The following is an 8,166-nucleotide window of genomic DNA, read 5'->3' as shown; positions in this document are numbered from 1 at the left end:
GCCGAGAACCCCGACAGCCGGTCCGTCAGCCGGTGCCGCGCGGTCAGGAAGATGACGGGGGAGAGGAAACCGTTCGCCCGCATCGCCTGGCAGACGTCCCGGCCGTCCGCGTCGGGCAGCCCGACGTCCAGCACCGCGGCGGCCACGTCGGCCGTCGCCAGCCGCAGGGCCGTGGCGCCGTCGGCTGCGGACACCGTGTCGAAGTTCTCGTCGTGCAGGCCGCGCCGCAGGACGTCACGCAGGGCGTGATCGTCCTCGACGACCAGGATCTTGGGGCGCATGGTCCTCCACCGGCGCGTCGGCCGGGCTCGTGTTGTCGGTCGTGCCGTTGACGAGTCGTGCGGGCAGCCACCAGGCCGCAGCGCACAGGCAGACTCCTAGCCAGCCGACGGCGAACAGCCAGCCGCCCAGCACATCGGTGAACCAGTGCACTCCGAGAAAGACACGGGTCAGCCCGACGAGTGCGCCCCAGCAGCCCACGGCGAGGCAGAGCGGTGTCCGGCCGCGTGGGGCGCGCACGCACATCGCGAGGATCACCAGTCCGGCCGTCAGGGCGGCCGTGGTGGTGTGCCCGGACGGGAACGACCAGCCCGAGGCGTGCGTCTGCCAGTCGGCTTTCGACGGGCGGGCCCTGGCGACCAGTTCCATCACGCCGTACCGCACGGCCTGGCCGGTCGCGAGGCAGCAGCAGCCCAGCAGCGCCGCGACCAGCCGCTGCCGTGCCGTGCGTCCGGCGAGCAGCCCGGCCAGTGCGACCAGGACGTACGGCAGGACCCCCGTGCCGGTCGCGGTCAACCCGCGGGCCACGGCCACCGCGATGCCCGGCCGGTGGCCGAGAGACCAGGACAGCAGCGCGTCGTCCGGATACGGCCGGGTGCCGTGGCCGCCGACCACGACCATGGTCAGCACCCCGAACGCCGTCCAGGCACCGAGTGCGACGCTGCCCGCGAGTTCCGTGACGCCCTTGCGGTTCATGGCGCCGGCACCGGACGCAGCCGGGTCCTGGACAGCCGTCCGGCCCGATTTCCCGGCCGATGGCACAGCACCCACATCGACTCGAAGGCCACGGCCGGCCCGTACCCGGCAGACGCCGTCACCGTCGCGTCCGGCCGCGCGGGGGAGCGGAGCGCCGGATGCACGACGTCCTGGTACACCTCCGCGTCGATCGACGAACCCCGCAGCGCGAGCATCATCCGCGGGCCTCCTTCGCGGCTTTGCGGGAGCGCAGCACCTCGACGGCGATCGGGAGCAGCGACACGACCACGATCAGCGCGATCACCGGCAGCAGATACGTGTCGATGCCGCGGACCGAGGAGCCGAGCGCGTACCCGGCGAGGGTCAGTCCGACGCTCCACACGAGGCCGCCGGTCACCTGCCACAGGGTGAACGTCCGGGCCGGTACGCCGAGTGCCCCGGCCATCGGGTTGAGTACCGTCCGCACCACGGGCACGAAGCGGGCCAGCACGATCGCCTTCGCCTGTCCGTACCGGTCGAGGAGTTCCTCGGCGCGTCGCGCGCCCTCGTGCAGCCGGGCCGAGCGGCTTCGCGCGAGCAGGGCTCCGCCCGCCTTCCGGCCCAGCAGATATCCGCACTGCGAGCCCGCCAGGGCGCCCACCGCGGCCGCGACCAGCAGCGGCGCGAGCGAAAGCCGTACGCTCCCGTCGGCCGTCTTGGTGCACAGCAGGCCCGCCGTGAACAGCAGCGAGTCACCGGGCAGGAAGAAACCGATCAGCAGCCCGGTCTCGGCGAACATCACCACGCCGACGCCCAGCACGCCGAAGGCGGCCAGCAGCGAGTGGGCGTCCAGCACGTTGACGGCGAGCTGCGACGACAGGTGTGGGGGAGTGGTCATCGTCGCGGGCCCTCCGGTTCCGTGCGTCCCGACTACAGATCTGTAGACGGTCTACCGAACTGTAGACGAACAACAGCAGCGCGTCGTTCCCGGGCCGGCGCGCGGCTTTGCCGCCTCGTTGCCGCCTCATGGCCGACCGACTGCACGGGTGTGTCGGCATGGCCGGCCTGAAGTCCCCGGGCTTTCCCCGTCCGTGACCAAGGCCGACCGATGCCTTTACCCGTCATTACTGCAACTGGGTTGCAAGTACGGAAGGATGGCACAAGGCTGCGTATCGCGGCCGCTCGTGCCGAACCGAAGGAAAGACCCTGCCCATGACGGCCGTCCCTGGCTCCGCTCCGTCCCTCCCCGCACAGCCCGAGACGAAGCGCTCGGCCTGGCACCGCGTGCGCAGCTCGATGACGCGGCAGGAGTGGGTCAGGGTCGGCGCGATGGCCGCCTTCGTGCTGGCGCTGCACATCATCGGCTGGTTCACGCTGGTGGCCATCGTCGCGCCCGAGCACTACAGCATCGGCACGAAGTCCTTCGGCATCGGCATCGGCGTGACCGCTTACACCCTGGGCATGCGGCACGCGTTCGACGCGGACCACATCGCGGCGATCGACAACACCACCCGCAAACTGATGGGTGAGGGACAGCGCCCGCTGTCGGTCGGCTTCTGGTTCTCGCTCGGCCACTCCAGCATCGTCTTCGGCCTCTCCCTCCTGCTGTCCTTCGGGGTGAAGGCCCTGGCCGGTCCGGTCCGGGACGACGACTCCCGTCTGCACGACGTGACCGGCCTGATCGGTACGACCGTCTCCGGCACCTTCCTCTACCTCATCGCCGGTATCAACCTCGTGATTCTCGCCGGGATCTGGAAGGTCTTCCGGGGGATGCGCTCGGGCGACTTCGACGAGGCCGCCCTGGAGGAGCACCTCAACAACCGCGGCTTCATGAACCGCCTCCTCGGCCGGGTCATGGGCTCGGTCACCAAGCCCTGGCAGATGTACCCCCTGGGCCTGCTTTTCGGCCTCGGCTTCGACACGGCGACGGAGATCGCGCTGCTGGTGCTGGCCGGTTCGGGAGCCGCCTCGGGCCTGCCCTGGTACGCGATCCTCTGCCTGCCCGTCCTCTTCGCGGCGGGCATGTCGCTGCTCGACACCATCGACGGCTCGTTCATGAACTTCGCCTACGGCTGGGCGTTCTCCAAGCCGGTGCGCAAGGTCTACTACAACCTCACCATCACCGGCTTGTCCGTCGCCGTCGCGCTGCTCATCGGCACGGTCGAACTCCTCGGCCTGCTGGCCGACAAGCTCGACCTGCACGGACCGTTCTGGGACTGGATCGGCGGCCTGGACCTCAACGTCATCGGCTTCGTCGTCGTCGGCCTGTTCTTCGCCACCTGGGCCGTGGCCCTGCTGGTGTGGAAGGTGGGCCGCATCGTGGAGATGTGGCCGGCCGGGCTCGCCCGGCCCGCCGAGCAGGGCGCCGAGTAGCACGGCCTCACTCCCGCAGCCGCAGATCCTGCCGCCACTTCACCAGCTGCTTCTCCGGATCCCCGGTGTAGGACCACGGAGTACGCGTCGCCCGGCGGCCCTGCACACGCAGCAGCGCGGCCGCGATGTCGGCCGTGCCCGCCAGACAGGCGGCGTGGGTCAGGTAGTTCAGGTCGCGCAGCTCACCCGGGGCGACGGGCGCGTCCCCGCGGCCCGCGATCCAGCGCTGCCAGGTGCGGCGCACGTCGCTGACGGCGCCGTCGTGGTTCCAGTGCTGGCCCAGGCCCATGGCGGTGTGCTGTCCCTGCGCGCCGTCGAGGGCGTACCGGTACTCCTCGACCCGGGCGTACTGCACCAGGACCGGCAGCCCGCAGCCGGGCGGGGCGACCCCGGCCGCGTCACGGGCGAAGTCGTACATCAGGCCGTGGGTGCCGTGCCAGCGTGAGGAGTAGTAGTGCAGCACCTGGAGGTGGCCCTCCACGCTGTAGGGGTCGCGCCGGTGCAACTCGTCCCACCAGCGCGCCAGTTCCTGCCGGCGCACCCCCGTCGGGTACAGGCGTGCCACCGAGATCAGGGAGATCCAGGGCGTGGGGTCCTGCGGCCACGCCTCGGTGGCCTGCAGACAGGCCAGCACCGCGGTGTCGATACGGTTCCGGTCGATCGGGACGCCCCGCCCCGCGGCGATGGCCAGGGTGAACGCCCGGGCCGTCTCCGTCGCCGCCCGCAGCACCAGCGCGTCGGCGCTGCGGGGTTCGGCGGCCAGCCAGGACTCCACCGTCGAACTGCCCGCGCACGCCTGGGCGAGCTGCCGCATCCGATGGCCCCGGGACAGCCAGTCGGTGCCGGTGGCCCGCAGGAGTTCGCGCAGGCCCTGCCAGCGGCCGATCACGATGTCGTGACGGGCGGAGGTGAGGGAAGAGTCCCCGCAGTCGGGATCGAAGTCGGGCGTGAAGCGGTCTCGCGACATCAGGCCCTTCCTCAGAAGTCGGTGGGGAGACCCTCGTGGGCACCGGCCCGCGCAGCCGTCCGGTCGTCGGGGACGTATTCGGCCTCGACGGTACGGGTGGCGTCGAGCTTGGCGGGCCGGTAGTAGTCGCTGCCCTGCTTCCAGTACCAGAACATCGGGATGAGCCCGACGGCCAGACCGCCGACGCCGATCGCGATCGCGGCGGCGCTCAGCTCGCCCAGGGACTCGACGAAGATCCAGAACATGAACAGGGCGCCGAACAGCGGCCACAGCCCGCCGAGGACGAGGTTGCCCACGGACCTCAGCAGCATCTTGCGGTAGGCGACGACCACCGCGAGGCCCGCCAGCCCGTAGTAGACGGCGATCTGCAGCCCGATCGCGGAGATGGCGTCGGAGAGGATGTCGCCCACCGTGCCCAGCGCGTTGGAGGCGATGAACATCACCAGCGCCACGCCGCCGACCACGGCGATCGCGACCCACGGCGTGTTCCAGGTGCGGTGCACCCGGCCCAGCGCGGACGGCATCGTACGGTCCCGGCCCATCGCGAACAGCGAGCGCGTGACCTGGATGAGCGTGGTCTCCAAAGTCGCGATGGTGGACAGCATCACGGCCACGATCAGGAGCTTGCCGCCCCAGCCGGGCCAGACCTCCTCGCCGAGCACGGCCAGGACGTTGGCGTCGTTCTCCTCGATCTGCTTCGACGACAGGATCACGTTCACCGCGATGGTGAACACCTCGAAGAGGAGGAAGACGACGCCCACGCCGATCAGACCCGCGAGTCCGGTCGTGCGGCGGCTGTTGCGGGTCTCCTCGCTGAGGTTGCTGGTGACGTCCCAGCCCCAGTAGTAGAACGCGGCGACCAGCGCGCCCGACGCGAAACCGGCCACGCCGTCGAAGTGCGAGAAGCCCAGCCACGACCAGTCGAAGGCACGGGCGTTGCCGGTGTGGAAGAGCGCCAGCACCGCGAACAGCCCCAGGACGGCGAGTTCCACGCCGGACATGAGCAACTGCGCGCGGACGGTCAGCCGGGCGCCGCCGAGGACGACACCGAGCATCACGATGAACCACGCGGCGCCGATCACCGTGGACAGGGCCGTGTTGTCGGCGAGGTTCTCGTCGAACAGGGCGAGGGTCATCGAACCGGCCGGCAGCGAACCGGCCACCATGAAGATGGTCGCGGAAACCACCAGTGCCCAGCCGCTGACGAAGCCCAGGAACGGGTGCAGAGTGCGCCCGACCCATGAGTAACTGGCGCCCGCGTTCACGTCGATCCGGCCGAGGTAACTGAAGGCCAGAGCGATGCCGAGCATGGGTATCGCGCAGTAGAGCAGCGCCGCCGGACTGGCCAGCCCCACCGTACCGACCAGGACCGCCGTCGTCGCGGCCAGCGAGTACGCCGGCGCGCTGCCCGCGACGGCCATGACCACCGTGTCGAACGTGCCGAGAGCGTTGGCCTGCAGCCCTCTGCCCCTGTTGTTGCCCATGGTTGTGCTGCTTTCCGGTCGTGCACGCGTACGGGCGGCCTGGCCCGAAGGCGTACGAGTGGGGGGTGCGGGACCCGCCTCGAACCCGTAGAGGGATGGCCTCGGGTCGGGGGCCGGCCAGGAGATGGAAAGGGCAGAATCCGAAAGCCCTGCGTCGACAGTCGGTCACGCCGTGTGTGGGTGTGATGATAGCGGCACTCATTCGCCTTTCAAGATTGACCAGCCGGTAAATCTCACCCGCTCGGCAGGGCCCCCAACTCCCGCGCCCGGCAGGGCCCATTGCCTGCTCCGGTCAGTCCTCCAGCCGGTCGATCTGCCGCAGCTTGTTGGTGGCGTCGAGGGCCGCGACCTTGTACGACTCCGCCAGCGTCGGGTAGTTGAACACGGCGTCCACCAGGTAGTCGACCGTACCGCCGCAGCCCATCACCGACTGCCCGATGTGAATGAGCTCGGTCGCGCCCGTGCCGAAGCAGTGCACGCCGAGCAGCGTGCGGTCCTCGGGGGAGACCAGCAGCTTGAGCATGCCGTGCGAGTCGCCGATGATCTGCCCCCGGGCCAGCTCCCGGTAGCGGGCGATGCCCACCTCGAACGGCACGCAGTCCTCGGTGAGTTGGTCCTCGGTACGGCCGACGAAACTGATCTCCGGGATGGTGTAGATGCCGATCGGCTGCAGGTTGTGCATGCGTCCGACGGGCTCCCCGCAGGCGTGATACGCGGCCGACCGGCCCTGTTCCATCGAGGTCGCCGCGAGCGCGGGGAAACCGATGACGTCGCCGACGGCGTAGATGTGCGGCACCTCGGTGCGGTAGTGCTCGTCCACCCGGATGCGGCCGCGCGGATCCGCGGACAGACCGGCCTTGGCCAGGTCGAGTTCGTCGGTGAGACCCTGGCGTCCCGCGGAGTACATGACCGCGTCGGCGGGGATCTTCTTCCCGCTCTCCAGGACGGTCAGCGTGCCGCGCGGATGGCGTTCGACGGCGGCGACGGTCTCCCCGAAGCGGAAGGTGACCGCGAGATCCCGCAGGTGGTACTTGAGCGACTCGATGACCTCGACGTCACACATGTCCAGCATCCCCGGGCGCTTCTCGACCACCGTCACCTTGCTGCCCAGCGCGGCGAACATGGAGGCGTACTCCATGCCGATCACCCCGGCGCCGACGATGACCATGGAGCGCGGCACCCGTTCCAGGGTGAGCACGTTGTCCGAGTCCATGATCGTCCGCCCGTCGAACTCGACGGTGTCGGGCCGGGCGGGCCGGGTGCCGGTGGCGATGACGATGTGCTCCGCGCTCAACACCCGCTCGTGGCCGTTCAGCTCGCGCAGGGCGACGGTGTGCGGGTCGACGAACCGGCCCGTGCCGGCGTGCAGCGAGACGTGGTTGCGGGACAGCTGGCTGCGGATGACGTCGACCTCCCGGCCGACCACGTGCTGGGTGCGCGAGGTCAGGTCCGAGACGGTGATGTCCTCCTTCAGGCGGTAGCTCTGCCCGTACAGATCGCGCTGGGTGAGACCGGTGAGGTACAGCACCGCCTCGCGCAGGGTCTTGGAGGGGATGGTGCCGGTGTGGATGGAGACCCCGCCGACCATGTCGGGGCGGTCGACGACGGCGACCCGGCGGCCGAGCTTGGCGGCCGCGATGGCGGCCTTCTGCCCGCCGGGGCCGGATCCGATGACGAGCATGTCGAAGTCGAAGTCGGGCATCACCGGAGTGTGGCAGCCCGTGGCCGTTCTCCGGAAGGGTGAACGGGAAACCGTCGCCGACAGCGGAACTCCGGTTGCGGCCCCGGGATTTGCCGGACCCGTACGCCCTCCTCGCCGTAGCCGCCCCGTAGAGGGACAATACGGGCATGGGGCGTCGACTCGGTGACGTGAGCGCACCTGCCCGGCTGGCCGGTCCCGACGAGGGCATCGGCCCGGACGAACTCGCGCTCGCCGCCCGCAACCACGGACTTCCGCTGGAGGCCCTGCGCCACGACGTCACCCCGCCCGGCCTGCACTACGTCCTCGTCCACTACGACATCCCGTACGTCCCCGACGACACCGCCTGGCGCCTGACGGTGGACGGCCTGGTCCGCCGCCCCCTGCACTTCGACCTGGCCGGCCTGCGGGCGTTCCCGCCGGTCACCACGCGTGTGACGCTGGAGTGCGCCGGCAACGGCCGTGCCCTGCTGGCGCCCCGCCCGGTGAGCCAGCCCTGGCTGGTCGAGGCCGTCGGCACGGCCGACTGGACCGGTGGGCCCCTGCGGCTGCTGCTCGCCGAGGCGCGCCTCGACCCGGCGGCCGTCGACGTGGTCTTCACGGGTGCCGACCACGGCGTGGAACGCGGCGTCGAGCAGGACTACCAACGCGCCCTGCCGGTGGCCGTGGCCACCGGCGACGACCCCGAG

At 70.5% G+C, this 8,166-nt stretch carries 9 protein-coding genes; 2 read left to right on the top strand and 7 right to left on the bottom strand.

All coding sequences use genetic code 11. The features are described 5' to 3' along the window. From ACFW2E_RS35155 to ACFW2E_RS35140, 4 genes are all read right to left on the bottom strand, one after another. Window positions 1–281 (bottom strand): response regulator transcription factor (locus ACFW2E_RS35155; protein WP_384472514.1); only part of this gene is annotated, 281 nt, incomplete at its 3' end. Then, entirely contained in the window at window positions 235–975 is a 741-nt protein-coding gene (locus tag ACFW2E_RS35150; protein WP_384472511.1) for a phosphatase PAP2 family protein, read from the bottom strand. The genes ACFW2E_RS35155 and ACFW2E_RS35150, both read right to left, overlap by 47 nt. Beyond that, window positions 972–1,193, bottom strand: coding sequence for a hypothetical protein (locus ACFW2E_RS35145; protein WP_384472508.1), 222 nt, complete (start codon window positions 1,191–1,193; stop codon window positions 972–974). The genes ACFW2E_RS35150 and ACFW2E_RS35145 overlap by 4 nt, the downstream gene beginning before the upstream one ends. Further along, complete coding sequence (locus tag ACFW2E_RS35140) at window positions 1,190–1,852, bottom strand: DedA family protein (RefSeq protein ID WP_384472505.1); 663 nt, start codon at window positions 1,850–1,852, stop codon at window positions 1,190–1,192. The genes ACFW2E_RS35145 and ACFW2E_RS35140 overlap by 4 nt, the downstream gene beginning before the upstream one ends. A 314-nt stretch (window positions 1,853–2,166) precedes the next feature. Between ACFW2E_RS35140 and ACFW2E_RS35135 the strand changes: the two genes are divergently transcribed. Then, the gene (locus ACFW2E_RS35135) at window positions 2,167–3,327 is read left to right on the top strand and encodes a HoxN/HupN/NixA family nickel/cobalt transporter (RefSeq protein ID WP_384472503.1); all 1,161 of its coding nucleotides are present in this window, start codon (window positions 2,167–2,169) and stop codon (window positions 3,325–3,327) included. Between the two features lie 7 nt (window positions 3,328–3,334). Here the strand turns inward: ACFW2E_RS35135 and ACFW2E_RS35130 are convergent, their stop codons facing one another. From ACFW2E_RS35130 to sthA, 3 genes are all read right to left on the bottom strand, one after another. Then, window positions 3,335–4,294: a hypothetical protein gene (locus ACFW2E_RS35130; RefSeq protein WP_384472500.1), complete on the bottom strand. Its 960-nt coding sequence runs from the start codon at window positions 4,292–4,294 to the stop codon at window positions 3,335–3,337. An 11-nt stretch (window positions 4,295–4,305) separates the two neighbouring features. Then, window positions 4,306–5,778, bottom strand: a complete 1,473-nt coding sequence (locus tag ACFW2E_RS35125; RefSeq protein WP_384472497.1) for an APC family permease — start codon at window positions 5,776–5,778, stop codon at window positions 4,306–4,308. 292 nt (window positions 5,779–6,070) lie between these two features. Further along, window positions 6,071–7,480 carry a Si-specific NAD(P)(+) transhydrogenase gene (gene sthA, locus ACFW2E_RS35120; protein WP_384472494.1) on the bottom strand — a complete coding sequence of 470 codons (1,410 nt, stop codon included), beginning with the start codon at window positions 7,478–7,480 and terminating at the stop codon, window positions 6,071–6,073. 146 nt (window positions 7,481–7,626) lie between these two features. Here sthA and ACFW2E_RS35115 point away from each other — a divergent pair. Continuing rightward, window positions 7,627–8,166: molybdopterin-dependent oxidoreductase (locus ACFW2E_RS35115; RefSeq protein WP_384472491.1), on the top strand; the 540-nt coding region annotated here is incomplete at its 3' end.

It is taken from the genome of Streptomyces sp. NPDC058964, assembly GCF_042741275.1.
In the GTDB taxonomy this organism is placed as follows: domain Bacteria; phylum Actinomycetota; class Actinomycetes; order Streptomycetales; family Streptomycetaceae; genus Streptomyces.
The sequence above is the reverse complement of the archived record's forward strand: the minus strand, read 5'-3'. Positions and strand labels throughout refer to the sequence as shown.

Coding starts and splice junctions, on each gene's coding strand:
- ACFW2E_RS35135 (WP_384472503.1), top strand. CDS start 2,167: ATGACGGCCGTCCCTGGCTCCGCTCCGTCCCTCCCCGCACAGCCCGAG.
- ACFW2E_RS35145 (WP_384472508.1), bottom strand. CDS start 1,193: ATGATGCTCGCGCTGCGGGGTTCGTCGATCGACGCGGAGGTGTACCAG.
- ACFW2E_RS35150 (WP_384472511.1), bottom strand. CDS start 975: ATGAACCGCAAGGGCGTCACGGAACTCGCGGGCAGCGTCGCACTCGGT.
- ACFW2E_RS35125 (WP_384472497.1), bottom strand. CDS start 5,778: ATGGGCAACAACAGGGGCAGAGGGCTGCAGGCCAACGCTCTCGGCACG.
- ACFW2E_RS35130 (WP_384472500.1), bottom strand. CDS start 4,294: ATGTCGCGAGACCGCTTCACGCCCGACTTCGATCCCGACTGCGGGGAC.
- sthA (WP_384472494.1), bottom strand. CDS start 7,480: ATGCCCGACTTCGACTTCGACATGCTCGTCATCGGATCCGGCCCCGGC.
- ACFW2E_RS35140 (WP_384472505.1), bottom strand. CDS start 1,852: ATGACCACTCCCCCACACCTGTCGTCGCAGCTCGCCGTCAACGTGCTG.